The organism is Pleomorphomonas oryzae DSM 16300 (assembly GCF_000422965.1).
Classification (GTDB): Bacteria; Pseudomonadota; Alphaproteobacteria; order Rhizobiales; family Pleomorphomonadaceae; genus Pleomorphomonas; species Pleomorphomonas oryzae.
Map to the genome: position 1 here is coordinate 1 of NZ_AUHB01000015.1, position 24,964 is coordinate 24,964.

Here is a 24,964-nt window from a genome sequence, read left to right on the forward strand (position 1 = left end):
GGCCTTGCCCGAGCCGTTGCGCGCCTCCGTTACCTTCGACAATGGGGGCGAGTTTGCCCGTCATCACCGCCTCGCAGAGGAGCTCTCCTTGCCCACCTACTTCTGTGACCCGCACAGGCCCTGGCAGAAGGGCGGCATCGAAAACGCCATCGGACGCATGCGCCGCTACCTGCCCAGCACCACAGATCTCCAAGCCATTCCGACAGATGGAGTTGAGACCGTCATGCGCCAATACAACGAAAGCCCGAGAAAGATCCTTGGCTACAGGACACCCGCAGAGGTATTCAAAGACTTCATCTCTGTTGCGCTTCAAACGTGAATCCATCCTGCGCCTTCGCGCAGGATGACAGTTTGATAATGAGGGGCGACAACCTATCCAACTGTTCCCATTATATAAATCTGTCATCCTCTGCGCAGGCAGAGGACCTCGGGCAGGATAGGGCGGGACGCGCATATAGGGCTGCTTCACTCGGCGGTTGGATATAAATTAACAGGAAGACTTGCAAGTTTTCCTGCTGAGTCGTATGTCTCGGCCATGAGCACTCCCCCAGACCTGCCGCCAGAGGCCATCGTCACCGAGTTGACGATGGCTGTCGGCCAGTTGCTGCGCCGCCTGCGCAGCGAGACCAATCCTGACGGCCTTTCCTGGTCGCAGAGCACGGCGCTGGCCCGGCTGGAACGGGGCGGGCCGACGACGACGGCCGATCTGGCGCGGGCCGAGGCGGTGAAGCCGCAATCGATGGGCGCCACGCTGGCCGAGCTGGAGCGCGAGGGGCTGGTCATGCGCCATCCGCATCCGACGGACGGCCGGCAGGTGCTGTTCGCGCTGACGGGGGCCGGCGTCGAGGCGCGGCGCAAGCGCAGCGCCGCCAAGCAAAAGTGGCTGCTGGCCGCCTTGGGCGGCCTCGATGCCGACGAGCAGCGGCTGCTGGTCTCGGCCATTCCCCTGATCAGGCGGCTGAGCGAAGCCGACTGAAACCCATCCGGCCCCGTGGAGCGATCCCCATGACCCTGACCGCCATCGACCCCAGGACGGCGCTAGTCGTCGTCGATCTCCAGAAGGGCATTGTGGCCCTGCCCACCGCCCAGCCGATCGTCGATGTGGTGGCCAACGCCGCCGCGCTGGCGGACGCGTTCCGCTGGCGGAGCCTGCCAGTGGTGCTGGTCAACGTGGCCGGCGCCGCGCCGGGTCGCACCGAGGTGCCGCGCACGCTCAAGGGCTTCCCGCCCGGCTGGACCGAGCTGATCCCCGAACTCAACCGGCAGCCTCAGGATCACCTGGTGACCAAGCACACGCCGGGCGCCTTCACCGGCACCGGCCTCGACGACTACCTGAAGGCGGCCGGCGTGACGCAGGTGGTGATCGCCGGCGTCGCCACCAGCAATGGCGTCGAGGTGACCGCCCGCCAAGCCTTTGAGCTAGGGTTCAACGTGACGCTGGCGACCGACGCCATGACCGACATGCGCGCCGAGGCGCATGCCTATTGCGTCGCCCAGGTGTTCCCGCGCATCGGCGAGACGGGGGCGACGCAAGAGATCATCAACCTGCTGACAGGGAGCGCCTGACATGAACTGGCTCTACGATCTCGCCTATCTCCTGGGTGGCGCCTTCCTGTCCAATGGCGTGCCGCATTTCGTCTCCGCCGTCATGGGCCGGCCGTTCCAAAGCCCGTTCGCCAAGCCACCGGGCAAGGGGCTGTCGTCGTCGACCGTCAACGTCGTCTGGGGTTTTGCCAATTTCGTCGCCGCCTATCTACTGATCGTCCATGTCGGCAGCTTTGACATCCGAGCCGGGGATCAGGCGGCCGCCGTCGGCCTCGGCATTCTGGCGCTGGGGCTGGTGTCGGCGCGGGGCTTCGGCCGGTTCCACGGCGGCAACTCGGCTAAGGGCGCCTGACGCATGGCCACCGCGCCCGACAGCGAGCGGCTAAGCCCGGAGGTCTGGAAGGTTTCGGCCGTGGCGCTGTTCGGCACGCTGCTGTCGCAGCTCGATGCCACCATCGTCAACGTGTCGTTGACCAGCCTCGCCACCGATCTTCATAGCAGCTTGTCCGTCATCCAGTGGGTGACCAGTGGTTACCTGCTGGCGCTGACGCTGGTGTTGCCGCTCAACGGCTGGCTGGTCGACCGGATCGGCGCCAGGGCGCTCTACCTCTGGTGCTTTACCGCCTTCACCATCTCCTCGGCGCTGTGCGGCCTTGCCTGGTCGGCGCAATCGCTGATCGCTTTCCGCGTGTTGCAGGGAGTGAGCGGCGGCCTCCTGGCGCCGATGGCACAGATGATGATCGCCCGGGCGGCTGGCCGGCAGATGGCGCGCGTCGTCGGCCTTATCGTGGCGCCGGTGCTGCTGGCGCCGGTGCTCGGGCCGATCATCGCCGGCGCCATCCTGCAATATGCCTCTTGGCGCTGGCTGTTCCTGGTCAACCTGCCGGTGGGCGTGGTGGCCTTACTGCTGGCTGTGTTCCTGCTGCCAGCCGATCGCGACGCGGCGACGCGGCGCAAGCTCGACTGGGTCGGCCTGATGCTGCTGTCGCCCGGTTTGGTGCTGTTTCTCTATGGCTCGGACAAGCTCGGCGACACGACGGGCCGGATGAGCTTCGGGCTGGGCATCGTCATGATGGCCGCCTTCCTGATGACGGCGCGGCGGAAGGGCGGCGACGCGCTGGTTGATCTTCGCCTGTTCAAGTCAAAGGTGTTTTCCACCTCCGCCATCACGCAATTCCTGTCGAACGGCGCCCTATTCGCCGGTCAGATGCTCATTCCGGCCTTCCTGATCGCTGCCTGTGGCCGCACGCCGGGCGAAATGGGCTGGATGCTGGCGCCGCAGGGGCTGGGCATGATGGTGACCTATCCCTCGATGGGCTGGCTCACCAAGCGCTTCGGCATTCGCCAAGTGTCAGCGGGCGGCGCGCTCGTCGCCTGTCTTTCCACGCTGGCCTTTCCCTATCTCGCCCATGCGGGCTTCGCTCTCGGCGTGCTCATTCCGGCGCTGTTCTTGCGCGGCATGGGCATGAGCGCGGTGGGCCTGCCGTCGATGACGGCGGCCTATGCCTCGGTCAGCAAGGCGAGGCTGCCGATGGCGACGACGTCGATCAACATCGTGCAGCGGCTCGGCGGCCCGACCATGACGACCATCGCCGCGACATTCCTGGCTTGGCGGTTGGGGGCGAATGCCGGCGGACCGGCCATTTCCACGGCCTATGCGGCGGTCTTCCTGCTGCTCGCCGCGCTGCATGCCGCCACGTTCCTGTCGGCGATGCGGCTACCACGCCGCCTCAACGACGTGGCGCCGCCGCCGGGAGAATAATGACGGTCAGGCCGCCTTGCTGGCCGCTTGTTGACGATCGAGCGGGCCGCGGCGGAGGCGGACGAGGAAGTCGTTGACGGTTGTGGCGAGGCGATCGCCTTCCGAGGAGAGAGTGCTGGAGGCCTTGAGCAGTCCTTGCGCCAAGTCCGCCGTCTCGTGCGCAGTGCCGGTGATGGAGGAGATGCGATCGGAGACCTGCCGAGTGCCATCGTGGGCGCTGTCGACATTTTGGGCGATTTCCGCGGTGGCCCGGATCTGTGTCTCGATCGAGGCGCGCATGCCGGAGGTCAGCGTATGGATTTCGGCGATAGTGCCGCCGATACCCTCGATGCTGGCCACCGCCGCCTGGGTGGCGGCCTGCACTTCGCCGATGTTGCGGGCGATCTCCTCGGTGGCCTTGGCGGTCTGGCCAGCCAGGTTCTTTACCTCGGACGCGACAACTGCAAAGCCTTTGCCCGCTTCGCCGGCGCGGGCCGCCTCGATGGTGGCGTTGAGCGCCAGGAGGTTGGTCTGGCCGGCCACCTGTTCGATCAGCCCGACCACCGCACCGATCCGCTCGGCGGCGGCCGACAGGCCGTCGACGATGCGGCGCGTTTCCTCGGCGCGGGCCACGGCGCCCTGGGCGATGGCGGCGGACCGCTCGATCTCGGCGCCGAAATCATTGGCAGACGCGGACAGCCGGCTTGCCACCTCCGATGCCTTTTCCACGTCGGTCGAGGCGCTCTTCGAGGTGGCGGCGGCGTCATTGGCGCGCTGGTCGGTGGAGTTGGCGCCATCGCGCAGGTGCGTCGCCGTCGTTCCCATGGTGTTGGACGCCGCGACGAGGCCTTCGACGATCGAGTTGATGGTGGCGCTGAAATCGTCGGTCGACTGCTCGAAGGCGGCGACCTGACCCTGGATCACGTCGGTGGCGTCGTTGATGGTGCGGGAGGCGCGAAGCAGGGCGCCTTCCATGCCGTTGCGGAGGATGCGGCGGTAGAAGCGGTTCTGGCGGACCGCGTCCATCGAGGCGCTGGCTTCGCGGACAAAGGCGTCGAGATGGTCGGCCATGTCATTGAGAGCTTCGGTGAGCGCGCCGGCGTCGCCCTTCTGGTCGAAGGTGAGGATGCGGGTTTCGAAATCGCCCGAGCTGAGCGCCCTGGCCAGGGTGACGGCGCGCCCGATAGCCCGATGGGTGCGGAGGGCGAGCGCCGCCGACGCCAGAGCGGCGAGCATCGCAAGGGCGAACAGCACATATTCGGCGGTGGAGAGATCCAGCCAGGCACAAAGCGCCGCCGCAGCGATGATCAGGGCCGTGACAAGGCCGGGCACGATCGCCTCAAAGGGAGAAGATGAGCTCGTCATAGCTGGACGCCTTTGATTTCACGATGTTGTTCAGCGCGGCATAGGAGGCGACAAGCCCCTCTTTGGCACCTTTGTCCGATGCTTCGATCTTGAGGAGTTCGCCGTAGAGCGGCTCGATCACCTCGCGCACCACTCGCCGGTCGGGCACGCGGCGGTTGGAGTGATAGCCGACCATGGTGCCATCAGCGTCATAGGAGGGCGTGACATGGGCGAACACCCAGTAGTAGGCGCCGCTCTTGGCCATGTTCTTGACGTAGGCGAAAACCTCGTGCCCGTCCTGAATCCGGTCCCACAGCAGCTTGAAGACGCATCGCGGCATGTCGGGATGGCGAATGATCGAATGCGGCTGGGTCATCAGTTCGGCGCGGCTGTAGCCGGAGACCTTGGCGAACACTTGGTTGGCGTAGGTGATCCTGCCCTTGAGATCGGTTTTGGAGACGATGATTTCATCCACTTGGAAGGTGACTTCCTCGGATGTCGGCCGAACGCTCATTTGACTCATTCCGGCTTGCAAGACGCGGGATGTCCGACACCTAGTGCAAGTTCGTAAACAAGTTTTCCATGTCGCTCGTTCAATGCATCCTTTCCTGGCACACCTTTCGTCGCAGTGGGCGACAGACGAGATCGCGAGGGTGCCGGCAGGCTCCGCTCCAAGCGGCCTAGGCTGGCGGCGCTTCGTAGGTCCAGACGCGGAAGGCTTTCAGGACGTGCGGCCCGAATGAGTTGATGAGCGGGACGTCGGCGGCGTCTCGGCCGCGCGCGATGACGATGCGGCCGATCCGGCGGGCGTTGTTGCGCGGATCGAACGTGTACCAGGCGCCGTCGAGAAAAACCTCGATCCAGGCGCTGAAGTCCATCGGGTCGAGAATGGGAACGCCGATGTCGCCCAGGTGTCCATTCACATAGCGGGTGGGGATATTGAGGCATCGGCAGAAGGTCACTGCCAGATGGGCGAAATCGCGGCACACTCCGACGCGCTCGTGGTAGGCCTCGAAGGCGGTGCGCGTCGCTCTGGCCTGCATGTAGTCGAAGCGGATGTGGCCCTGCACGAAGTCGCAGATCGCCTGCACTCGACCCCAGCCGGGCGGCGTCTTGCCAAACAGGTCCCAGGCAATCTGGCTGAGACGATCGGTCTCGCAATAGCGGCTGCCCATCAGATAACCGAGGCAGTCATCGGGAAGGTCAGGCACCGGCGTTTCTCGGGCCTCGGGAACGAAGGCGTCCAGCTGGCCGTCGTCCTCGACGGTGGTGTCGCCCCAGATCATGAAGTCGCCGGCCGGCGCGACGAGCCGTCGGCAGCGATTTCCGAACATGTCGAGATAGGTGGAGACCGGCACATCCGGCTGGGTGAAGTGGGTCTCGGCCCCTCGGATGTCGGCCGCGCGATCTTCATGCACCGACAGAAGGCACACCAATGCAGTGGGTTGGGGGCAGGTCAGGGTGATCTCGTAGCCACATCGAATCAGCATCAGGCCCCCTATCGGAAGTCGGTGGTGGTGAGGGTGTTCGTCTGGCGATGGCTGCCGGTGTAGACCTTGAGGGCGACATCCTGGATGGAGGCGCGCATCGCGTCGAAGGCCGAAAGATACTGCTGTTCCGATACCGGCGAAGGCTGATGCCGGGCGAGCACCGCCGCCTCGACGAAGAACGCGATTTCGAACATGCCATCATGGCCGGAAAAACTGACGCCGCGGCGTGTTTCGTTGAAGTTTCGGCTTGGATTGGGGAATGACAGCGTCATGGTGGATGTCCTGCTTCGAGGGGCGTTAATGGTGTGGAACTCACTCGACAAGGACGGTCGGCCGTGCTGACGGCAAGTCCGTCACTGGCTCGTTTTGCGAAAGAGGGACCATTTGCTCGCTGCTTATGACGGCTGGCGAGCGGCTCTCACAGCACCGCTCATCCTGATAAAGGCGGTAGCTATAGGCTGAGGCGACAGCCACGAACACCATCAGAACGACATAGAGGAAAGGGCGAGGCATCGGTGGCAGTCCTTCTGGAATAGCGATTGACCCGGTGGACCCGAGATATGACCGGCAGAACGATCAGGCCGGCAGCAACGCGAGGCCAAGTCTAAAACCATTCCGCACGAAAGAATAATTTAGATTTTTTGCAGATCAAAAAGTGCTCTATTGAGTTCTAAATATATAATATTTATCGAAAATATCAATGGCCGTTCTTGATTAATGATAAATCAGGCCCACTTCAATTAGTAGCGACTATGCCGACAAAACTGTCCCGGATGGAATTTCGGGCCTGTGCAAATGGGACTCGGCAAATTCAGACTTGAAATACAGTGGCGTGCGAACTCCGGCGCCAATTTGTCTTGCTGTTCGTCGCGTCGGCGAGGGACAACTATCCGAGGCCGATGGTGCTCGCCGGGTGCCTCCGGTTTTCCGCTGCATCGCCCAACCCAGAAGGATGTCGACCATGGCCAAGCAACAGAAGCGCAATGGCAAAGAGGCGCGAAAGCCGAAGGGCGACAAGAAGAAGCCGGCGGTCAGTGCCAGCGTGTCATCGTTGATGGCCAGCAGCGGGCCACTCGGGCGGATGCCCAAAGCGAAATCCTGAGAGACATCATGCCCGACAGAGAAGTTGAATCCACCGTCACCTTTCACCACCCGGTCGTCCTGAGGGATTTCGAAACGCCGCAGGCGGCGGGTACCTATCGGCTCGTCTACGACATGCAGGAAATCCAGGGCCTGTCCTTTGTGGCGACGCGGCGCACTGGTATCCGCCTGCATCTGCCGGCCCTGTCGGTTTCGGCCTTGCCGACGTCGATCGTCACGATCAGCCAGGGCGAACTGGATGCCATGATCAAGAGCGATGCCAACCCGCGATGACCGTCACCCGGCGATCACCAGGTGAAGCCGATGGATGACGGTGAGCCGAGGGCTTCCGCAGCCTTCTGATCGGCCACCGCCCGTCGAGCCAGCCCTTCAAGAAGGAACGACCGCCATGACCAAGGTCAACCGAATTGCCTTCATCGGCAACTCCTTACCTCGACGATGTGGGATCGCCACCTTCACCACCGAGCTGCAACAGGCGGTGGCCACCACCAAGCCCAGCCTCAAGACGTCGATCGTTGCCATGAACGACGGCGGGCGAACCTACGCCTATCCCGATACCGTTCGCGTCGAGATCGCTGAGGACCGGCCGGAGGATTATCTGGCCGCAGCCGAAATCCTCAACAGCAATCAGGTCGACGTGGTCTCCCTCCAGCACGAGTTCGGCATTTTCGGTGGCGAAGCGGGCAGTGACATCCTGCCGCTGTTGTCCCGTCTGGCGGTACCGGTGGTCACCACTCTGCACACCGTGCTGGCCGAACCGTCGGCCGCGCAGCGCCATGTGACCGAGCAAATTGCCAAAGTCTCGGCGAAGGTGGTGGTGATGGCCGAAAAGGGTCGTCGGATGCTGATGGACATCTATGGCGTACCGGCGGAGAAGATCGAAGTCATTCCGCATGGCATACCGGACGTTCCCTTCGAGACGTCGGACCGCACCAAGCATGCCGAGGGCTATGACGACCGCAAGGTCATCCTCACCTTCGGCCTTTTGTCGCCCAACAAGGGCATCGAAGTGATGATCGATGCCATACCGACCATTCTGGCGGCATGCCCATCCGCCGTCTATGTGGTGCTCGGCGCCACTCATCCGAGCTTGATCCGCGCCGAAGGCGAGGCCTATCGCAGACGGCTGATCGCCCGCGTCGAAGCGTTGGGTATCGCCGACCACGTGGTGTTCCTCAATCAGTTCGTCGATCAGGCGACATTGCTCCGCTGCATCTCGATGTGCGACGTCTACGTCACGCCCTATCTCAATGAGGCGCAGATGACCTCCGGTACGCTCGCCTACAGCTTCGGGCTGGGCCGGGCGGTCGTCTCGACTCCCTATTGGCACGCCGCTGAACTGCTGGCCGATGGCGGTGGCATGCTGGTGCCCTTCAACGATCGCGATGCGATCGGCGAGGCGGTGGCCGGCCTGCTTGCCGACGATGGCAAGCGGCAGGATCTGGCGCTCGGCGCCTATCGGCGCAGCCGTTCGATGACCTGGAAGCACACAGCCGAGCGTTATATCAAGACGTTCGAGGGCGTGGTTGCCCAACGCTCGCAGCGCATGGTCGCGAGCGAAGATCCGACAGCTATCACCCGGGCGGTCACCCGCATACCGGAACTCAGGATCGATCATTTCCTGTCGATGTGCGACGATACCGGCCTCTTCCAGCACGCCGTCTACACGATCGCCGACCGGGACCATGGTTACTGTGTCGATGACAACGCCCGCGCGCTGCAGTTGGCAACGGTGCTGGAGCACGCTGGCGAAGCCGGTCCGCCAGATCACGTGGCGGGCCGCTTCGCCGCCTTCGTTCAGCACGCCTTCAACCCCGATAACGGACGCTTTCGCAACTTCATGAGCTTCGATCGCCGCTGGCTGGAGGATGTCGGCTCCGAAGACAGCCATGGTCGTACGATGTGGTCGCTCGGCGAATCTGCCCGCCATGCTGCCGATCTGTCGCGACGGCGCTGGGCGTCGGATCTTTTCGCCAAGGCCCTGCCGGTAGTCGAAGACTTTCGCTCACCACGCGCGCTCGCGGCCACGCTGCTGGGTCTCGTGCCGTTCCGTGCCGCTCGTCCTGACGACGAAACAGCCGGCCGACTGCAATTGCTTCTTTCCGACCGGCTGATGGCATCGATCGCCGCCGTAGAGTCGCCCGACTGGACGTGGTTCGAAGAGGGACTGTCCTATGATAATGCGCGGCTGCCGCAGGCCCTGATTGCCACAGGTCTTGCCATCCGGGAGGGCGCGCTCGTTCGGGCTGGCCTCAGGGCCCTCGATTGGCTGGTGAACGTGCAGACGGCACCCTCCGGGCTGTTCCGTCCCGTCGGGTCGCACTCATTTGGGGCGTTGCGCCAGGCACCGGAGCCGTTCGATCAGCAGCCCCTTGAAGCCGCTGCGACGATCTCAGCCTGTGTCGTGGCGTGGAATGCCACCAAGAACCTAAAATGGAAGATCGAGGCAGAACGCGCTTTTGCCTGGTTCATGGGCGCCAACGACCTTTCCATCCCGCTCGTCGACATCAAGACGGGTCGGTGTCGCGACGGCCTGCATCCCGATCGTGCCAATGAGAACAGTGGCGCGGAATCGGTCGTGTGCTACCTGCTCAGCCTCGCCGAAATCCGCCAGCTGGCTCAGGTCCGCGAGGTTCAGTCGGACAGCGGGACGGTCGTCAAGCAGCTATTCCCACGCCGGCACTTGATGGCTTCGACGGCGGCCCAATAGCCTTCCCGCTTGGGGCGCGGCGCCTCCCGGGGATTGCGCCCTGGGAGCCGCCGCCGCAAGTGCTAGATCTGCATGCCGCCGGAGACTTCGATGCGCTGGGCGTTGACCCAGCCGAAGTCGTCGGAGAGCAGGGCGGCGATCACCGGGCCGACGTCGTCGGGCTGGCCGACACGGCCAAAGGCGGTGTGGGAGGCCACCATCTTGTTGACCTCGGGGTTGTCGCGGACGATGCCGCCGGAGAAATCGGTGGCGATGGCGCCGGGTGCCACCATGTTGACGGCGATGCGGCGCGGCCCCAGTTCCTGCGCCATCTGGCGGGTGAGCGCCTCGACGGCGGCCTTCATCGGGCCGTAGATGGCACGGCCGGGCATGGTGACGCGGGCAAGGCCGGAGGAGATGTTGATGATGCGGCCGCCGTCGTTGATCAGCGATAGCAGCGCCTGCGTCAGCAGGAACGGCCCCTTGAAGTGGACGGCGAACTGCTCGTCGAGCTCCGCCTCGCTGCCGCTTGCCACCGTGGCGGACGACGAGGTGCCGGCATTGTTGACGAGATAGTCGAAGCGCGTCGTACCCATTTTGCCGAGGGCGGCCGACACCCGCTGAGCGAAATCGGCGAAGGTGGAGGCCTTGGCGACGTCGAGCTGCAGGGCGATGGCCGGTGCGCCGGCTTCGGTGGCCAGCGCCACCACCTTGTCCGCTTCTGCCTGATTTTGATGGTAGGTGAAGATCGAGCGCACGCCGCGTTTGGCGAGCGACAGGACGGCGTTGCGGCCGAGGCCCCGGCTGCCGCCGGTAATGATGGCGATCTTCTTGTTTGAATTCGCTGCATTTTCTTCGGTCATGATCCGCTCCTTTTTGAGAACTGTTGGCAAGTATAAGGGCGGGAGGCGGGGCACTTGAATGCCTGGATACGGCGAATTCTTGCCTAATCCTGCTCATCCGCCTAGGCTTGGTAGCGGAAATCAGCAGGGTGGCGGTCATGATGGAAGAGTTGGCGGCAGCGATGCTCGCCTATACCGAACGGCAGACGGGCGATAGCCCCTATGTCACGGCCATCGGCACCATGGCCATTCTCCGCTCTGACCGGCCGAAGCCGCCGGACCATCGGCTGGTGCAGCCGGCCATGTGCATCGTCGCCCAGGGTGCCAAGTGGGCCAACTTCGGTGACGAGCGCCTGGATTATCGGGCGGGCGAGGCGCTGGTGATCGGCGTCGAGGCGCCCTCGGTGGGGACGGTGAGCATGGCGAGCCCCGACAAGCCCTGCCTGGTGTTGGCCTTCGAACTCGATCTCGGCATTATGCGGGCGGTGGCCGCCGAGCTGCCGGCGCCGCCGCGGGCGAGCAAGGCTGGGCGCGGCGTGTTCGTGGTGGATGTCACGGGGCCGCTGACCGATTGCGCGTTGCGCCTCGTGCGCCTGCTCGACACGCCCGAAGCCATCCCGGTGCTCTATCCGGTGATCATGCGCGAGGTCTGCTACTGGCTGCTCACCGGGCCGCAGGGCGGCGACATGGCGCGCATGGCGCTTCACAATACGCCGTCGCAACGGGTGCTGCAGGCCATGCACTGGATGCGCGATCATTTCGCCGAGCCGATGCGCGTCGACGACGCGGCGGCGGTAGCGCAGATGAGCCCCTCGGCCTTCCATCGCCAGTTCAAGGCGCTGACGGCGCTGTCGCCGCTGCAATACCAGAAACAGATGCGGCTTCTGGAGGCGCGGCGGCTGATGGCCTTGCACGGCAATACGGTGGAAGCGGCCGCCTTCGCGGTGGGCTACGAGAGCCCATCGCAGTTCAGCCGCGAATATGCCCGCCTGTTCGGCGAGCCGCCGAGGCGCGACCTCAAGCGCCTCATCGCCAACGCCGAGCTGGCCGACGAGGAGGTGCGGGGCGTCGCCTGAGGGCGCATATTGGCGCAATTCGGTGGGAGAAGCGCGACCATGACCGACGCCAAGACCAGGATTTTAGCCGCCGAGCCGCAGCTTTTCGTCGCCGACCTCGAAGCCGCCTTGGCCTTCTATGTCGGCAAGCTCGGCTTCAACGTCGTCTTCGCTTATGGCGAGCCGCCGTTCTATGCGCAGGTATCGCGCGACGGTGCCCGGCTGAACCTCAGGCACGCCGACGGCCCGGTGTTCGACAATGGCTTTCGCAAGCGCGAGGCCGACGCGCTGTCCGCCACGCTGACGCTCACCGACGCCGAACCGCTCTATCGCGAATATCGGGCGGCCGGGGTGGCGTTCCACCAGGCTCTCAGGACCGAGCCTTGGGGCGCCCGTACCTTCGTGGTGGCGGACCCCGACGGCAATCTCATCGCCTTCGCCGGCAGCTGACGCTCGCCGTGGGCGGCGGCGGCGACGCATTGAAGGTGACCGTGCGCCTGCCTCCTCCGACGATCGCGCACCCAGCGGTGGGCCGAAGGGCTCCCATGGCGACCCTGAGGGGGGAGGACGACGCTTTCGAGGCGAAAAACGGCAGCGTTAACCGGATCTCTGTGGTGCTATCAATCTTTCGGTCATAAATCCTGACCGATATATACATAATTGATTATACGTAGAGCGCCCGATTAGCCGCAGCGCGATACGTACAAGGAATATACTGGGCACTCGCCCGCCTGACGGCCGCAGGGCCTTCGGGCGAACCACTGGAAAAGGGGGCGACGAGAACAGATGTTCGATCAACTGATTGCCCTCAGCCAGGAGACGTCCAGCACCAGCCGTGCCGATCTTCTTAAATCCCTGTCTGGCCTGTTCGCGGACGGGGTCGAGAGCCATACCGACCGAGAAACCGAGCTGTTCGCCGACATTCTCTGCCGGCTGATCGATCAGGTTTCGATCGAGGCGCGCGCCGAACTATCGCACCGACTGGCGCCGCTCACCTTCACGCCGCATGCCGTGGCGCTGCGCTTGGCCACCGACGCCGAAAGAGAAGTGTTCGCGGTGATGCTGGAGCACTCGGTCGTACTGACCGACGCCGACCTCCGCGCCATCGCTAGTTCGCAGAGCCAGGGGCATCTGCTGGCGATCACCCGGCGCAAGGGGCTCAGCGAGCGGGTGACCGACGTGCTGGCCATTCGCGGCAACGCGGCGGTACTGATCGCGGTGACCGACAACGCCTCGGCGCGCTTTTCCGAGCCGGGCGTCGAGTGGCTGGTCATGCGCGGCATCGACTATCCCAAGGTGCTGATGGCGCTGTCGCAACGCGCCGATATGCCGCGCGAGCGCCTTGTCCGTGCCATGGCCATGCTTGACGCCGACGCGCGCGCCAGGTTGGAAAACCTCGTTGCCCTGGCGCCACGCCTTGCACTCATGCTGACGACCGAGGCGAGTGACAGCGCGCGGTGGAAAAAGGAAAGGCTGGAGCGGGAAATCGCCTCGCTGATCCGGCGCGTCAAGCAAGGCTACGTCACCCTTGACGATTGCATCGCCCGCTTTGCCCGCGAAGGCCGGATCGAAGTGATGGCCGAGCTGTTGACCCAGGCGACCGAGCTCGAGGAGGCGCACATTGCCAAGGCGCTTGCGCGCGGCAACGATCTGGCGCTGGCCGTGGTCTGCCGCAGCCTCAGCGTCAGCAACAACGCCTATCTGATGCTGGCCCACATGCTGGCTGACCATCTCGGCCTGACGGCGAAGGATGCCCGGAGCTGGGCCAAGAATTATGCCGAGGTAGACCGCGCTTCGGCCGTGCGTGCCTTGCGCTTCCACCGGATGCAAACTGGCGTTGTGCAGGGCAGGACCACGCCCGGCCGCATGATGGCGGGACGGCCGAGGTAGCAATACCCGGCTGGCGAATGAGAAAGATTTGAATTTTCCCCGCAAGACTTTCGTAACGGTAATCTCGCGCAACTGTGGCATTCAACCACGTGTTAATGGTTGCAGATCAAGTTTCCCCTATTGGTATTTGCGTAGTTGGCATTTGGCGTCGCCGAAAACACCTCAGTCTCTGAGGGGAAATCGACGAAGTCTGACCGCCAGAGCAGTCGCCCGCCGACCATATTGGGTCGTATGGCCGGCGAGTGCTCCTGAAGGGGCGACTAGATCATGCTGTTCGATAGATTGATTGCTCTCAGTCAGGAGAAGACCAGCGAAAAGCGCCGGGATCTCCTCGTCTTGATCTCCGAGCTGTTTACCGACGGCGCGGGAAACCATAGCGACGCGGAAACCAAGCTGTTTGGCGATATCCTCTGCCGGCTGGTCGATCAGGTGTCGGTGGATGTGCGAGCCCAGTTTTCCGAGCAGATGGCGCCGATGGCCTGCACGCCGCATTCGGTGGCGCTGCGCCTTGCCCAGGATGAAGAACTTGCCGTTTCCGGCGTGATGCTGGAACAGTCCGAGGTGCTGACCGACGCCGATCTGCGCCAGATCGCTGGCTCACTGAGCCAGGGGCATCTTCTGGCGATCACCCGGCGCAAGGGACTCAGCGAAACGGTGACCGAAGTGTTGGCCGACCGTGGCGACGTGGAGGTTCTGGAGGGCGTGACCCATAACGCCACGGCGCGTTTTTCCGACTTCGGCCTCAAGCGGCTGGCGACGCGTAGCCTCGATTACCCCGAGGTACTGAGAGCCCTGTCGCGGCGGGCGGATGTGCCGTCCGACCGTCTGGCGCGGGCCGTGGCCTCGTTCGATGCCGAAGCGCGCGCCAAGCTGGAAAACCTCGTGGCTCTGTCGCCGGACTTTGCAGCCCTTCTTGTCAGCGAAGCGGCCGGCATCGCGCGCGAGCGCAAGCAGGAGCTCGAGCAGGAGATCTCGGCTCTGTTGCGGCGGATCAGCCAGCGGATCGGCACGCTCGACGAGAGCATTACCGAATTCGCCCGCGATGGCCGGATGGAGGCGGTGGCTGAGCTGCTGACCCAGGTGACCGGGCTCGAAGACGCTCACATCGCCAATATTCTCAATCACGACAATGACTTCGGCCTCGCGGTCGTCTGCCGCAGCCTGAGCATCGGCGACGAAGCTTATCTGAAGCTGTCCCAGTTGCGCGCCGAGCATCTCGGCCAGGCGGCATCGATCGCCGACGCTTGGGCCGGCAATTATGCCCAGATCGATCGCGCATCCGCCGATCGCGCCTTATACTTCCACCGCATGCGCGTCGCCGCCCTGCGGGGCGAGAAGAGGTGATCCCCTTACGGTCGGCATATGGCCGCGACGATGCCGCGCAGCCAGCGGTGTGCGGGATCGGCCTCAAGGCGCGGGTGCCAGGTGAGCGATATGGCGATTTCCGGCGTTTCGACCGGAAGGTCGAAGGCGACAAGGTCTTCGGCTAGTGCCGCGCCGCCTACCGGATGGAACGATGAGCGGGCGACCAGGGCCACCAGATCGGTGCGACGGGCTATGGCCAGCGCATCGGGAAAGCCGGGGACCACTGCGACGATTTGTCGCTTCAGGCCGAGATCTCCGAGCGCCGTATCGACCGGTCCCTCGGTCTCGCCTCGGCGCGACACCACCACATGGCGGCAGGCGGCATAGCGCGCCGCCGTCACCGGTTCGCCGAGCAGCGGGTGGTCGACACGCACCGCGCCGACGTAGCGGTCGCGGAACAACAGCGTGGTGCGCACTTCCGGCGAAGCGGCGCCGAGCACGCCGATTTCAAGATCGATCTCGCCTTCGCGCAGCGCGGTCGCGTCCTTCACTGGCTTGGGCGCAAAGCGCAGCCGCGCGCCTGGCGCCGCCTCGCTGACGGCGCTGACCAGCGGTGCGGCGAACACGGCGAGAAACCCTTCGCTGGCACACAGCGTGAAGGTGCGGTCGAGTGCCTTGAGATCGAGGCTATCACGACGCGGGCTCAGCACCGCTCTCGCGTCGCGGGCAAGTTCATGCACTCGGCCGGCTATCTCCTGGGCGCGCGGCGTCGGCACCAGACCGCGCCCGGCCCGCACAAGCAGCGGATCACCGGTGGCCTCGCGCAGGCGGGCGAGGGTGCGGCTCATGGCCGAGGCGCTGAGGCCGAGACGGCGGGCGGCGCCGGTAACACTGCCTTCCGTGAGCAGGGCGTCGAGGGCCGGCAGAAGGTTGAGGTCGATGTCATTCATGGCGGGCAGCATGGCCTGGGCATGGCGTCTTGCGCAACATATCAATGCAGGCTGTGCGTCTGGCGCCTCATCCGGGTAGCGCGCATATGCGTTCCTGGTACATTCAGGAAAGGCATTGCCATGACCCTTGGCTTCAAAGGCGACATCCTTCTCATCGGCGCGTCGCGCGGCCTCGGCCTCGCCATGGCCAGCGAATTCGTCAGCCGGGGCTGGCGCGTCACCGGCACGGTGCGCGGCACGAAGCGGACGGGGCTGCAGGACCTTCAGGATCAACAAGGCGAGGCGGTGGAAATCGTCGAGCTCGACATGACCCGCATCGAGGATATCACCGCCCTGCATGAAAAGCTGGAAGGCCGCCGCTTCGACATGCTGTTCGTCAACGCCGGCATCGCCAACGCCAACCCGGAGGAGACCATCGGCGCCGTCTCCACCGAGGAGTTCGTGCGGGTGATGGTGACCAACGCGCTGAGCCCGATGCGGGTGGTGGAGCGGCTCGACCATCTCGTGGCGCCCGAGGGGCTGATCGGTGTGATGACGTCGGGCCAAGGCAGCATCACCAACAACGTCAAGGGCGGGCGCGAAGTCTATCGCGGCAGCAAGGCGGCGCTCAACCAGTATATGCGCAGCTACGCCGCCCGCGAGACTGGCCGCGCCCTGCGTTTGGTCGCGCCCGGCTGGATCCGCACCGACCTCGGCGGCCCCGATGCGCCCTTCACCATTGAGGAAACCGTGCCGAAGATCGTCGATCTGCTGATCGGCGACATGGGCAAGCCGGGGCTGAGATATCTTGACCGCGAGGGTAAGGATGTGCCGTGGTGAGGCCGCATTCTATGGGGACAGGCAAAAGCCGCTAGGGTAAGCTCAGGGGCTCGTTCGAGGATTCTCATGGTCCACTCAGCAGATTTGCCCGCCTTCATCCTTTCCGAAATCCGCATCGGTTCGGTGGCGGAGATCGGCCATAGCGGCATTCGATCGGCGATCGGCAAGCGCCCACTGGGAGCGCCGATTCGCATCGATCTCAACGGCCCCGTAGGCGACCAGCATGCTGAGCGCTTCCATGGCGGGCCCGAGAAGGCGGTGCTGCACTATGACAGCGCCCACTACGCGGCCTGGCAGGCGGAGTTTCCCGACATTGCCGCGGCCTTCCAGCCGGGCTCCTTCGGCGAGAATTTCGTGAGCATCGGCCTCTCCGAGGCGACGGTCTGCGTCGGCGACATCATGCGCGCCGGCAGCGTGCTGCTGCAGGTTTCGGAATCGCGCCAGCCCTGCTTCAAGCTCAACCACCGCTTCGGCAAGGACGGCATTTCGCGTCGCGCACAGGAGAGCGGCCGCACCGGTTGGTTCTACCGGGTGCTCGAACCCGGCGAGGTGGCGGCGGGCGATGTCATCACCGTGGTGGATCGACCGTTGCCCGATTGGCCGATCACCCGGCTGCAGCGCTACCTCTACCATATGACCGACAACGTGGAAGCGGCGCGGCTGCTCAGCGAACTGCCCCATCTGTCCCCCGGTTTCCGGGCGCTGTTTGCCAAGCGTGTGGAGACTGGCCGGGTAGAGAACTGGGAGAGCCGGCTATCGAACGGGCCGGTGGGCAGACGCCCGTCGGCTTAGGGCAGTTTTCGCTTTCGCCCTTGCAGGCGCCGGTGCAGGGTGTCATGACTCCGCCATGACCGACCTTGCCGACCTCAGCCGTCTCGTCTGGTGGCGCTCCTTCTAGGAGCGGCAGTCGTCATTTCATGTCTGACCTTGCCGCCGTGACGCGGTAAGGTCCTTTGCAAAATTCCCTCAATCCGACGATCGCGGCGGCTCCTTTTCTGGAGCAACCATGTCCATTCTCAAATCCAAGCCGGTGATCCTGACCGGAGACCGCACCACCGGGCCGCTTCACCTCGGTCATTATGTCGGCTCGCTGAAAAGCCGGGTGACGCTGCAGCACTCGCACGAGCAGTTTCTGTTGCTCGCCGACACCCAGGCGCTGACCGACAATGCCGACGATCCGGCCAAGGTGCAGCGCAACGTGCTGGAAGTCGCGCTCGACTATCTCGCCGTTGGCATCGACCCCGACGTCACCACCATCTGCGTACAGTCGGCACTGCCGGCGCTGGCCGAGCTGACCATGCTCTATCTGAACTTCGTCACGGTGGCCCGGCTCGAGCGCAACCCGACCATCAAGACGGAGATTCTACTTCGTGGCTTCGAGCGCGACGTGCCCGCCGGCTTCCTCTGCTATCCGGTGTCGCAGGCGGCCGACATCACTGGCTTCAAGGCCACGATCGTACCTGTGGGCGAGGATCAGGCACCGCTGATCGAGCAGACCAACGAGATCGTCCGACGGGTGAACCGCCAGATCGGCCGCGACCTGTTGTCCGAGGCGACGGCGATGATCCCGAAAGTCGGTCGCCTGCCGGGCATCGACGGCAAGGCCAAGATGAGCAAGTCGCTTGGCAATGCCATTCCGCTTTCCGCTTCGGCTGACGAGATCCGCACCGCCGTGCGGCAGATGTACACCGACCCCAACCACCTACGCGCCGCCGACCCCGGCCGGGTAGAGGGCAACGTCGTCTTCACCTATTTCGACGCTTTTTGCGGCGATCAGGCCGCCGTCGCCGACCTCAAGGCCCGCTACCGGGCGGGTGGCCTCGGCGACATGGTGGTGAAGCGTCAGCTCGAAGACGTGCTGCAGGCGCTGCTTGCTCCGATCCGCGAGCGGCGCGCCCATTACGCGGCCGATGCGGGATACGTGCTGGACAAGCTCCGGCAGGGCACGGCGAGGGCGCGGGCGCGGACGGAGGAAACGCTTGATGAGGTGAGGGAGGCTCTGGGGCTGTTCCGGTTCGCGGGTGATGCGGCTGCATAGAGGAGCCTGATATCGGCCGCTTGTTCCATCCAGCAGGCGAGGACCTCAGGACGAGTAGGGCGAACGGCGCGTATAAGACACACCGCTCGCTGACTTGTTCCATCACACCTGCGCCGAGCCACCATCGACGAACAGCTCCGCGCCGTTGACGAAGCTGGACTCGTCGCTGGCGAGGAACAACACTGCCTTGGCGATCTCTTCCGCCTCGCCGACACGGCCGAGCGGCACGGTGGAGGCGAGATAGTCGAGCAGGCCCTGCTGCTGCGCCTTGTCGTCGCCAGCCAGCTCGACGAGTCCTGTGGTGTGCGTGGGGCCGGGGGCGACGACGTTGACGCGGATGCCGCTGCCCTTGAGGTCGAGCGCCCAGGAGCGAGCGAGGTTGCGCACCGCTGCCTTGGAGGCTGAATAGACCGAGAAGGCAGCCGTGCCCTGGCTGCCGGCGGTGGAGCCGGTGAGGATCACCGACGATCCGGCTTTCAAGAGCGGCAGCGCCTTCTGCACGGTGAAGATCACCGCCTTGACGTTGCGGCCGAAGGTGTCGTCCACCTGCTCCTCGGTGATCTGGCCGAGCGGCAGCATGCCGCCGCCACCGGCATTGGCGAACAGCACGTCGAGGCGGCCGTGCTTCTTCTCGATCTCGGCGTAGAGACGGTCGAGGTCGGCATTGCTGCTGGAATCGGCCTGCACACCGGTGACATTGCCGCCGATCTCCTTGACGGCCGCATCCAGCACCGACTGACGCCGGCCGGTGATGGTGACGTGGGCACCCTCGCTGGTGAAAAGCTTGGCGGTGGCGAGGCCGATGCCGCTGGTGCCGCCGGTGACGAGGGCGATCTTGCCTTGAAGTCTGTTGGTCATGTGGATCTCCATGGGCGAGCGCGAGGGTTCAGCCGGGGCGCTCGGGCTGCTGGGTAATGTTTCGGTTTTCGAGGTTGCCGGCGGGGCTGGGCCATCTGGCCATCGCAGCGCCGTGTTCGATGACCGGAAGCTAGGCGGTCAGACGCCGCGCGAGAAGCCAGCGCCCGTGGAAGGATTATTCATCGGCATGGATAATCTGATGGACGCCTTATCGCCGCCCATGGGCAGCGCAGATGCCGGCGATCCAGTCGGAGAAGGCGCGGAGCTTCTGGCTGGGGAAGCGACTGGCCGGGTAGACCAGACTGAGCACGCGGCTTTTCGGCTTGAATTGGGCCAGGAGCTCGACCAGTGCGTCCGGGTGCTGGCGCATCATGAAGCCGAACGTCTGGCCGATGCCAAGGCCAGTGAGCAGGGCAGTGATGTGGGCGGTGCTCTCGTTGACCGACAGGCCCGACGGGGCAAGGATCTCGATCGGCTCGTCGTCTTGGATATAGCGCAGAGGCTGGGTACGTCCGGTTTCGGCGGAGAAGTAGGCGATGAGGCGGTGGCCGCGCTCAAGGTCGGCCGGCACGTGTGGCAGCTCCCGCCCCGCAAGATAGGCCGGCGCAGCGCAGGTGACCCGATCGAGCTCGCAGAGCTTGCGGGCAATCAGCGAGGTGTTGTCCGGCAGCGGCCCGACACGCAGCACGCAATCGACGCCCTCGCCGATCAGGTCTACCACTCGGTCGGTGATGCCGAGCTGCAGGTCGATCTCGGGATAGGCGGCGTGAAAGGACGGTAGCGCCGGGATCACCAGGATATTGGCGAGGCTGGAGCCGACATCCACCCTCAGCCGGCCCTTCGGCGCGATGCGCCCGCCAGCCACGGTGCTGTCCATCTCGTCGATCTCGGCCAGCACTCGCGCCGCCCGCTCGCGATAGGCGGCGCCCTCGTGGGTCACCGTCACGGCGCGGGTGGTGCGTTCGACCAGCTTGGTGCCGAGATGCGCCTCGAGGTCCTGCAACAGCTTGCTCACCGAGGAGCGCGGCAGGTTCATGGTATCGGCCGCCTTGGCAAACGAGCCGGCCTCGGCAATGCGGACGAAGGCGCGCAGGGCGAGAAGATGATCCATGGGGTGCTCCGGCAGATGACGGCCCATCATCCACGGAGATGGATAATCTGTCCATCGCCACGCGCTTCTGCCAGCTGCCCGCTCGCGCTAGCTTTCCCTCACGGCCACCGATTGAAGGCGGCCCGTGAAGGAGAGACACCATGTCACAGGACATCGCAACGCTGATCGACCGCAACCTTCAGGGCGTGTTCGGCGAAGGCGACGCCGCGCTGCGCCGGGCGACGGCGGCCGAGATCTACGCCGACGACGTCGTGTTCGTCGAGCCGCACGGCGTCTATCGCGGCCGCGACGAGGTTGTGCGCACCGCCGGCGTCATCCGCGCCAAGCACCCGAGCTTCCGTTACGAGGTGATCGCTCCGGTGGAGGTGCTGCGGGACGCGGCGCTGCACCAGGAGATCGGCCGGGCGAAGTGGGTGTCCGGCGCGCCGGGCGAACCGCCGGCCTACGCGGGCACCGACGTGGTGCTGGCCAGAGATGGCCGGATCACCGCCATCTACATGTTCTTTGACGGCTTGCCGGACCCAACCCATTGAGGGCGGCGATGGCTTGCCAAAGGCTCGCCGACGGCCATAGTTTCTGTCGGGTCGTCCCGCCAAGGCAGGCAACGCGCCTGGCTCGGGACCTGCCACGACGATCGCGGTGCTCGGAGATGCCCTGTGAAATCCATCGCTACATCGCATTGGCGTCTGGAGCTGCTGCCCGCCTCGCCCTACTCAGTGCGCTATGTCGTGGCGGAGAACGAGATCGGCTTTGCTTATGATTGGCAGAGCGGCGAGCACGCCATCGGCACCGACCGGCGATCCACCTTCAAGGTGCGGGCCAATAGCCTGGCGGTGCGGGCCCGGGGCTGCGACATCTATTCCAGTTCGCGCCGAGGCGGCGAGTATCTGCGGCTGGTCTCGGAGGATATCGACGTCCGGCACTCGCGCAGCGATTTCATGGACGAGGGGGCGGTCGGCATTGCCCACCGGCTCAGAAGCCTGCTTCTCACCCACGCCGACCCGCTCGATTGCGAGGCCCTAGCCCTGGCCCTCCGCGACCGGGTGGTCGGCGTTTGCGAGGCGCCGCAGGAGGCCGAGCCCGGCTGGATGACGCCCCAGCGGCTACGCCGCGTCGACGAGATGATCGACGCGCGGCTGTCGGAGCCCATTCTGGTCGCCGATCTGGCGGCGGCACTCGGCCTGTCGACGCGTTACTTTTCTCGCGCCTTTCACCAGGCGACGGGGCGCTCGCCGCGCGAACACATCATCGAATGTCGGCTGCGTCGTGCCCGGACGCTGATCGAGACGACCGACCATCGCCTGACCGACATCGCGGCGGACTGCGGCTTTTCCTCGCATGCCCACATGACCTCGCAATTCGCGATGCGGATCGGCGTCGCGCCGAGCGCTCTCAGGGCCTGACGGCTGTCGCACCGTCGCGTTCATGTTCGATTTTTGAAAGCCCGTGGCTCCGGCCTCCGCTAGCTTTGCGGCAAAGGAGGCTCCCATGCAGCTTACGCAAGATGACATCGAAGACGCCTTGGCCGTGGTGCGGCGGGTCGTGCCGCCAACTCCGGCCTATGCCTGGCCGCTCTTGGCCCGCGAGACCGGAGTGGAGGTGATCGTCAAGCACGAAAACCACACGCCAACCGGCTCGTTCAAGGCGCGCGGCGGGCTGGTCTTCGTCGATGCGCTCAAGCGCGCCGGGCTTCCCAAGGGCCTGATCACCGCCACCCGCGGCAACCATGGCCAATCCATCGCCATCGGCGCGCGGCAAGCCGGCATACCCTCGGTGATCGTTGTGCCGGAGGGCAACTCGCGGGAAAAGAACGCGGCCATGGAAGCCTTCGGCGGCGAGCTCTTGATATCCGGGCGCGATTTCGACGAGGCGCGGCGGGTGGCGGCCAGCGAGGCGAGCCGGCGGGGCTTTCAATTCGTGACCTCCTTCAACCGCGACATCGTGCGCGGGGTGGCCACCTATGGCTGGGAGCTGTTCACCCAGCACCGCGATCTCGATGCGGTGTTCGTGCCGATCGGCATGGGCTCGGGCATCTGTTCGCTGATCGCCGTGCGTGATCTCCTCGGCCTCAAGACCGACGTCATCGGCGTTTCAGCCGAGCGGGCGCCGGCTCACGCGCAGTCGTTCCAGAGCAAACGCCGGGTGATCGGCAGGGAGGCCGCGACCTTTGCCGACGGCATGGCCTGCAAGGAGCCGCCCGAGGAGGTGGTGGAGATCGTGCTCGCCGGGGCGGCCGATGTGGTGACCGTCAGCGAAGACGAGATCGCCGAAGCCATCCGCTCGCTCTACAGCGCCACGCACAATGTGGCCGAAGGCGCCGGCGCCGCCGCCTATGCCGCCCTGGTGCGACACCGCCAGCGGTTCCAGAACAAGAAAGTCGCGGTGATCCTGACCGGCGGCAACATCGATCGCGAGCTGATGGCGATGGTTCTCGCCGGCCAGACGCCGCAGGTGTGAGCGAGGGCGGCGGTGTTGTTGAGTGGGTGAGGCTCGCGCCTGCCCAGAAAGCCGCCGCGGAGCTCGGCTTCAGCCGGTAAAGACGACTATTGTTGCGGACATATCTGCACTCCGCACCACGCGATACGCACACCGGCATCGAAGACGATGATGGCGTCGCCGGCGTGATCCGCGCCACGCCCCCCCTAGCATCCGCTACGAGATCATCGTCCTCATTGAGGTGCCGCCGGGCGATATCGCCCGCGCCAAGTGGATCTCCAGTGCCCCGGTGAGCCGCCAGCCTCTGGCGGCACCGACGCAGTACTTGCCATGGACGGCCGGATCACCGCCATCTACATGTTCTTCGACGGCCTGCCCGACCCGACGCATTGAGTGGCGACCCGTTCGCCGCCGCTAGCGCCTACGCAAAAACACCGATAAGTTGTCTGCGAAGGGGAATCGGCCATGCGGACAATCGATGAGGGCGTTGCGAGGCGGGCGACATGAGCGGCGCGGATCATCCGCTGTTGCGTCACCGCGATGGGCACCATGCCCGCGTGACCTTCGAGGAACTGTTCTTCGACCTCGTCTACGTCTTCGCGGTCACCCAGCTCAGCCATGAGTTGCTCGGCAACCTGACGCTCATGGGCGTCATCGAAACGCTGATCCTGTGGTTCGCGGTGTGGCTCGGCTGGCAATATACCTGCTGGACCACCAACTGGTTCGACCCGGAAACGCCGCGCATCCGCAGTTTGCTGTTCACGGTGATGCTGGCGGCGCTGATCATGGCGGCGGCCATTCCCGGCGCCTTCGGAGAGCGCGGCCTGGTGTTTGCGCTGGCCTATGCGGCGATCCAGGTGGGGCGTACCGCCTATATCGTCTGGGAACTGGGGCCGGACCATCCGCTGTCGGCCAACCATCGGCGGATGCTTGGCTGGCTCAGCATTGCCGCGGTGTTCTGGATCGGCGGCGCCTTTGCCGAGGGGGCGGCGCGCATCGGGCTGTGGGCCGTGGCCGTCGCCTGCGAATATGGCTCACCGATGATTGGCTTCGCACTGCCAGGCCTTGGCCGTTCCACCACGGCTGACTGGACGATCGAGGGCGGCCACATGGCCGAGCGCTGCCAGCTGTTCGTCATCGTGGCTCTCGGTGAAACGCTGCTGGCCACCGGCGCCACGCTGGCCGAGTTCGAAAGCTGGAACCCGGCGCTGCTCTCGGCCATGCTCGCCACCTTCCTCGGTACACTGGCCATGTGGTGGCTCTATTTCGGCACCTCCTGCAAGGACGCCACCGAGGCGATCACCCATGCCGCCGACCCCGGCCGCATCGGCGCCTATTTCCACTATATCCACGCGATCCTGGTGGGCGGCATCATCGCCACCGCCGTGGGCAACGACCTAGTGATGGCCCACCCGCACGATGGGGTGAAGGCGGCCTATGCGCTGACCCTCTGCGGCGGACCGGCGATCTACCTTCTGGGCAGCGCCGTTTACAAGAAGGTGGTCTATGGCGCGCTGCCTGCCTCGCATCTGGCGGCCGCTCTGGTGCTCTTGGCACTGCTCGTCGCCGCGCCGTTCGCCGACCTCCTCACCATGGGCTGGCTGACCACGCTGGTGATGATGGGCGCCGGCCTCTGGGAAGGGCGGGTGCGCAGCCGGCATCGGCACGGGACTGCTGGCGCGGGGTTTGCGCCACGCGGCTGAACGACAGGCTTTACGGCCGGTCGTCGCAGTCACCTATGTAACGCATT

28 protein-coding genes are annotated in these 24,964 nt (G+C 65.1%); 20 read left to right on the forward strand and 8 right to left on the reverse strand.

The window, feature by feature from the left end; translation table 11 throughout:
* The 5 genes from G522_RS28015 to G522_RS0120885 all read left to right on the forward strand — a co-directional run.
* Window positions 1-319 (forward strand): IS30 family transposase (locus G522_RS28015; protein WP_036840355.1); only part of this gene is annotated, 319 nt, incomplete at its 5' end.
* Window positions 320-535: 216 nt separating this feature from the next.
* Window positions 536-976, forward strand: coding sequence for a MarR family winged helix-turn-helix transcriptional regulator (locus G522_RS0120870; protein WP_026792695.1), 441 nt, complete (start codon window positions 536-538; stop codon window positions 974-976).
* A gap of 29 nt (window positions 977-1,005) precedes the next feature.
* Window positions 1,006-1,566 carry a cysteine hydrolase family protein gene (locus tag G522_RS0120875; protein ID WP_026792696.1) on the forward strand — a complete coding sequence of 187 codons (561 nt, stop codon included), beginning with the start codon at window positions 1,006-1,008 and terminating at the stop codon, window positions 1,564-1,566.
* Between the two features lies 1 nt (window position 1,567).
* On the forward strand, window positions 1,568-1,897 hold the full coding sequence (locus tag G522_RS0120880) for a hypothetical protein (protein WP_026792697.1): 330 nt from the start codon (window positions 1,568-1,570) through the stop codon (window positions 1,895-1,897).
* Between the two features lie 3 nt (window positions 1,898-1,900).
* A complete protein-coding gene (locus tag G522_RS0120885) occupies window positions 1,901-3,307 on the forward strand; it encodes a DHA2 family efflux MFS transporter permease subunit (protein ID WP_026792698.1) in 1,407 nt (468 codons plus the stop codon).
* A 6-nt stretch (window positions 3,308-3,313) separates the two neighbouring features.
* On the opposite strand, the gene G522_RS0120890 is transcribed toward G522_RS0120885, so the two are convergent.
* The 4 genes from G522_RS0120890 to G522_RS0120905 form a co-directional block, all read right to left on the reverse strand.
* The gene (locus G522_RS0120890) at window positions 3,314-4,651 is read right to left on the reverse strand and encodes a methyl-accepting chemotaxis protein (RefSeq protein ID WP_026792699.1); all 1,338 of its coding nucleotides are present in this window, start codon (window positions 4,649-4,651) and stop codon (window positions 3,314-3,316) included.
* Entirely contained in the window at window positions 4,626-5,144 is a 519-nt protein-coding gene (locus G522_RS0120895) for a PAS domain-containing protein (protein WP_051228986.1), read from the reverse strand. Before G522_RS0120895 ends, G522_RS0120890 begins: the two co-directional genes overlap by 26 nt.
* Window positions 5,145-5,310: 166 nt before the next feature.
* Complete coding sequence (locus G522_RS0120900; RefSeq protein WP_026792701.1) at window positions 5,311-6,120, reverse strand: transglutaminase-like domain-containing protein; 810 nt, start codon at window positions 6,118-6,120, stop codon at window positions 5,311-5,313.
* 8 nt (window positions 6,121-6,128) lie between these two features.
* A complete protein-coding gene (locus G522_RS0120905) occupies window positions 6,129-6,392 on the reverse strand; it encodes a DUF1488 family protein (protein WP_026792702.1) in 264 nt (87 codons plus the stop codon).
* A 689-nt stretch (window positions 6,393-7,081) separates the two neighbouring features.
* Here G522_RS0120905 and G522_RS30145 point away from each other — a divergent pair.
* From G522_RS30145 to G522_RS0120920, 3 genes are all read left to right on the forward strand, one after another.
* Window positions 7,082-7,222 carry a hypothetical protein gene (locus G522_RS30145; RefSeq protein ID WP_156887009.1) on the forward strand — a complete coding sequence of 47 codons (141 nt, stop codon included), beginning with the start codon at window positions 7,082-7,084 and terminating at the stop codon, window positions 7,220-7,222.
* Between the two features lie 8 nt (window positions 7,223-7,230).
* Window positions 7,231-7,494 (forward strand): hypothetical protein, encoded by a 264-nt coding sequence (locus G522_RS0120915; protein WP_026792703.1) that lies wholly within the window; start codon window positions 7,231-7,233, stop codon window positions 7,492-7,494.
* Window positions 7,495-7,609: 115 nt separating this feature from the next.
* Window positions 7,610-9,931, forward strand: coding sequence for a glycosyltransferase family 4 protein (locus G522_RS0120920; protein ID WP_026792704.1), 2,322 nt, complete (start codon window positions 7,610-7,612; stop codon window positions 9,929-9,931).
* 62 nt (window positions 9,932-9,993) lie between these two features.
* Here the strand turns inward: G522_RS0120920 and G522_RS0120925 are convergent, their stop codons facing one another.
* Entirely contained in the window at window positions 9,994-10,773 is a 780-nt protein-coding gene (locus tag G522_RS0120925) for an SDR family NAD(P)-dependent oxidoreductase (RefSeq protein ID WP_026792705.1), read from the reverse strand.
* Window positions 10,774-10,910: 137 nt separating this feature from the next.
* Between G522_RS0120925 and G522_RS28020 the strand changes: the two genes are divergently transcribed.
* The 4 genes from G522_RS28020 (at window position 10,911) to G522_RS0120950 (ending at window position 15,041) form a co-directional block, all read left to right on the forward strand.
* On the forward strand, window positions 10,911-11,828 hold the full coding sequence (locus tag G522_RS28020; protein WP_036840358.1) for an AraC family transcriptional regulator: 918 nt from the start codon (window positions 10,911-10,913) through the stop codon (window positions 11,826-11,828).
* Between the two features lie 39 nt (window positions 11,829-11,867).
* Complete coding sequence (locus tag G522_RS0120935; RefSeq protein ID WP_026792706.1) at window positions 11,868-12,257, forward strand: bleomycin resistance protein; 390 nt, start codon at window positions 11,868-11,870, stop codon at window positions 12,255-12,257.
* A gap of 336 nt (window positions 12,258-12,593) precedes the next feature.
* The gene (locus tag G522_RS0120945) at window positions 12,594-13,697 is read left to right on the forward strand and encodes a DUF2336 domain-containing protein (RefSeq protein ID WP_026792707.1); all 1,104 of its coding nucleotides are present in this window, start codon (window positions 12,594-12,596) and stop codon (window positions 13,695-13,697) included.
* A gap of 267 nt (window positions 13,698-13,964) precedes the next feature.
* A complete protein-coding gene (locus G522_RS0120950) occupies window positions 13,965-15,041 on the forward strand; it encodes a DUF2336 domain-containing protein (RefSeq protein WP_026792708.1) in 1,077 nt (358 codons plus the stop codon).
* A 5-nt stretch (window positions 15,042-15,046) separates the two neighbouring features.
* Here the strand turns inward: G522_RS0120950 and G522_RS0120955 are convergent, their stop codons facing one another.
* The gene (locus G522_RS0120955; protein WP_026792709.1) at window positions 15,047-15,952 is read right to left on the reverse strand and encodes a LysR family transcriptional regulator; all 906 of its coding nucleotides are present in this window, start codon (window positions 15,950-15,952) and stop codon (window positions 15,047-15,049) included.
* A gap of 120 nt (window positions 15,953-16,072) precedes the next feature.
* Here G522_RS0120955 and G522_RS0120960 point away from each other — a divergent pair, with 120 nt between their 5' ends.
* From G522_RS0120960 to trpS, 3 genes are all read left to right on the forward strand, one after another.
* Window positions 16,073-16,771, forward strand: a complete 699-nt coding sequence (locus tag G522_RS0120960) for an SDR family oxidoreductase (protein WP_036840362.1) — start codon at window positions 16,073-16,075, stop codon at window positions 16,769-16,771.
* A 66-nt stretch (window positions 16,772-16,837) separates the two neighbouring features.
* Window positions 16,838-17,563, forward strand: a complete 726-nt coding sequence (locus tag G522_RS0120965) for an MOSC domain-containing protein (protein ID WP_051228988.1) — start codon at window positions 16,838-16,840, stop codon at window positions 17,561-17,563.
* Between the two features lie 214 nt (window positions 17,564-17,777).
* Window positions 17,778-18,809 carry a tryptophan--tRNA ligase gene (trpS, locus tag G522_RS0120970; protein ID WP_026792712.1) on the forward strand — a complete coding sequence of 344 codons (1,032 nt, stop codon included), beginning with the start codon at window positions 17,778-17,780 and terminating at the stop codon, window positions 18,807-18,809.
* Between the two features lie 102 nt (window positions 18,810-18,911).
* Here trpS and G522_RS0120975 read toward each other — a convergent pair whose 3' ends face one another.
* Both G522_RS0120975 and G522_RS28025 read right to left on the reverse strand, forming a co-directional pair.
* Entirely contained in the window at window positions 18,912-19,667 is a 756-nt protein-coding gene (locus tag G522_RS0120975) for an SDR family NAD(P)-dependent oxidoreductase (protein WP_026792713.1), read from the reverse strand.
* A gap of 208 nt (window positions 19,668-19,875) precedes the next feature.
* The gene (locus tag G522_RS28025; protein WP_036840365.1) at window positions 19,876-20,778 is read right to left on the reverse strand and encodes a LysR family transcriptional regulator; all 903 of its coding nucleotides are present in this window, start codon (window positions 20,776-20,778) and stop codon (window positions 19,876-19,878) included.
* 140 nt (window positions 20,779-20,918) lie between these two features.
* Between G522_RS28025 and G522_RS0120985 the strand changes: the two genes are divergently transcribed.
* The 5 genes from G522_RS0120985 (at window position 20,919) to G522_RS28035 (ending at window position 24,917) form a co-directional block, all read left to right on the forward strand.
* Window positions 20,919-21,311: a nuclear transport factor 2 family protein gene (locus G522_RS0120985; protein ID WP_026792714.1), complete on the forward strand. Its 393-nt coding sequence runs from the start codon at window positions 20,919-20,921 to the stop codon at window positions 21,309-21,311.
* A 123-nt stretch (window positions 21,312-21,434) separates the two neighbouring features.
* Window positions 21,435-22,181, forward strand: a complete 747-nt coding sequence (locus G522_RS28030; protein ID WP_051228990.1) for an AraC family transcriptional regulator — start codon at window positions 21,435-21,437, stop codon at window positions 22,179-22,181.
* A gap of 85 nt (window positions 22,182-22,266) precedes the next feature.
* A complete protein-coding gene (locus G522_RS0120995) occupies window positions 22,267-23,235 on the forward strand; it encodes a threonine dehydratase (protein ID WP_036840368.1) in 969 nt (322 codons plus the stop codon).
* A 249-nt stretch (window positions 23,236-23,484) separates the two neighbouring features.
* Entirely contained in the window at window positions 23,485-23,607 is a 123-nt protein-coding gene (locus tag G522_RS30650) for a hypothetical protein (protein ID WP_281168504.1), read from the forward strand.
* A gap of 110 nt (window positions 23,608-23,717) precedes the next feature.
* Window positions 23,718-24,917, forward strand: a complete 1,200-nt coding sequence (locus G522_RS28035) for a low temperature requirement protein A (RefSeq protein WP_051228992.1) — start codon at window positions 23,718-23,720, stop codon at window positions 24,915-24,917.
* Window positions 24,918-24,964 lie beyond the last annotated feature (47 nt).

Excerpts from the sequence above, each read along its gene's own strand:
- G522_RS0120960 (WP_036840362.1), top strand. The coding sequence starts at position 16,073 with ATGACCCTTGGCTTCAAAGGCGACATCCTTCTCATCGGCGCGTCGCGC.
- G522_RS0120915 (WP_026792703.1), top strand. The coding sequence starts at position 7,231 with ATGCCCGACAGAGAAGTTGAATCCACCGTCACCTTTCACCACCCGGTC.
- G522_RS0120905 (WP_026792702.1), bottom strand. The coding sequence starts at position 6,392 with ATGACGCTGTCATTCCCCAATCCAAGCCGAAACTTCAACGAAACACGC.
- G522_RS0120950 (WP_026792708.1), top strand. The coding sequence starts at position 13,965 with ATGCTGTTCGATAGATTGATTGCTCTCAGTCAGGAGAAGACCAGCGAA.
- G522_RS0120875 (WP_026792696.1), top strand. The coding sequence starts at position 1,006 with ATGACCCTGACCGCCATCGACCCCAGGACGGCGCTAGTCGTCGTCGAT.
- G522_RS28035 (WP_051228992.1), top strand. The coding sequence starts at position 23,718 with ATGAGCGGCGCGGATCATCCGCTGTTGCGTCACCGCGATGGGCACCAT.
- G522_RS0120925 (WP_026792705.1), bottom strand. The coding sequence starts at position 10,773 with ATGACCGAAGAAAATGCAGCGAATTCAAACAAGAAGATCGCCATCATT.
- G522_RS0120955 (WP_026792709.1), bottom strand. The coding sequence starts at position 15,952 with ATGAATGACATCGACCTCAACCTTCTGCCGGCCCTCGACGCCCTGCTC.
- G522_RS0120880 (WP_026792697.1), top strand. The coding sequence starts at position 1,568 with ATGAACTGGCTCTACGATCTCGCCTATCTCCTGGGTGGCGCCTTCCTG.
- G522_RS30145 (WP_156887009.1), top strand. The coding sequence starts at position 7,082 with ATGGCCAAGCAACAGAAGCGCAATGGCAAAGAGGCGCGAAAGCCGAAG.
- G522_RS28025 (WP_036840365.1), bottom strand. The coding sequence starts at position 20,778 with ATGGATCATCTTCTCGCCCTGCGCGCCTTCGTCCGCATTGCCGAGGCC.
- G522_RS0120885 (WP_026792698.1), top strand. The coding sequence starts at position 1,901 with ATGGCCACCGCGCCCGACAGCGAGCGGCTAAGCCCGGAGGTCTGGAAG.
- G522_RS0120945 (WP_026792707.1), top strand. The coding sequence starts at position 12,594 with ATGTTCGATCAACTGATTGCCCTCAGCCAGGAGACGTCCAGCACCAGC.
- G522_RS0120870 (WP_026792695.1), top strand. The coding sequence starts at position 536 with ATGAGCACTCCCCCAGACCTGCCGCCAGAGGCCATCGTCACCGAGTTG.
- G522_RS0120900 (WP_026792701.1), bottom strand. The coding sequence starts at position 6,120 with ATGCTGATTCGATGTGGCTACGAGATCACCCTGACCTGCCCCCAACCC.
- G522_RS0120965 (WP_051228988.1), top strand. The coding sequence starts at position 16,838 with ATGGTCCACTCAGCAGATTTGCCCGCCTTCATCCTTTCCGAAATCCGC.
- G522_RS0120935 (WP_026792706.1), top strand. The coding sequence starts at position 11,868 with ATGACCGACGCCAAGACCAGGATTTTAGCCGCCGAGCCGCAGCTTTTC.
- G522_RS0120995 (WP_036840368.1), top strand. The coding sequence starts at position 22,267 with ATGCAGCTTACGCAAGATGACATCGAAGACGCCTTGGCCGTGGTGCGG.
- G522_RS28020 (WP_036840358.1), top strand. The coding sequence starts at position 10,911 with ATGATGGAAGAGTTGGCGGCAGCGATGCTCGCCTATACCGAACGGCAG.
- G522_RS0120895 (WP_051228986.1), bottom strand. The coding sequence starts at position 5,144 with ATGAGCGTTCGGCCGACATCCGAGGAAGTCACCTTCCAAGTGGATGAA.
- G522_RS0120890 (WP_026792699.1), bottom strand. The coding sequence starts at position 4,651 with ATGACGAGCTCATCTTCTCCCTTTGAGGCGATCGTGCCCGGCCTTGTC.
- G522_RS0120975 (WP_026792713.1), bottom strand. The coding sequence starts at position 19,667 with ATGACCAACAGACTTCAAGGCAAGATCGCCCTCGTCACCGGCGGCACC.
- G522_RS0120920 (WP_026792704.1), top strand. The coding sequence starts at position 7,610 with ATGACCAAGGTCAACCGAATTGCCTTCATCGGCAACTCCTTACCTCGA.
- G522_RS0120985 (WP_026792714.1), top strand. The coding sequence starts at position 20,919 with ATGTCACAGGACATCGCAACGCTGATCGACCGCAACCTTCAGGGCGTG.
- trpS (WP_026792712.1), top strand. The coding sequence starts at position 17,778 with ATGTCCATTCTCAAATCCAAGCCGGTGATCCTGACCGGAGACCGCACC.